At 49.0% G+C, this 204-nt stretch carries 1 protein-coding gene; it reads right to left on the minus strand.

Annotated features, from left to right (window positions below; genetic code table 11):
- Positions 1-204: hypothetical protein (locus HNO79_RS16380; RefSeq protein ID WP_214165960.1), on the minus strand; the 204-nt coding region annotated here is incomplete at both ends.

Genomic DNA, 204 nt, shown 5'->3' on the forward strand with positions numbered 1-204 from the left:
GTGCTTTGAGGAAAGGAGGGGCTTGCCCCTCCTTTTTTCATATATTTTTCATTTTCATGCACTTTTTTTGGTGCGGTTTGTAAACGGTTTGCGGGTTTAGTGGCTGTTTTCCGTTCATTTTCTGTATTTTCAGGTTGGCGTTGACAGGGTGGGGGAATATCCGTAAAAGCCCCTTCACCGGACGGCGATGCCGCTCCGGCGGGT

The organism is Komagataeibacter oboediens (assembly GCF_018491655.1).
GTDB lineage: Bacteria > Pseudomonadota > Alphaproteobacteria > Acetobacterales > Acetobacteraceae > Komagataeibacter > Komagataeibacter oboediens.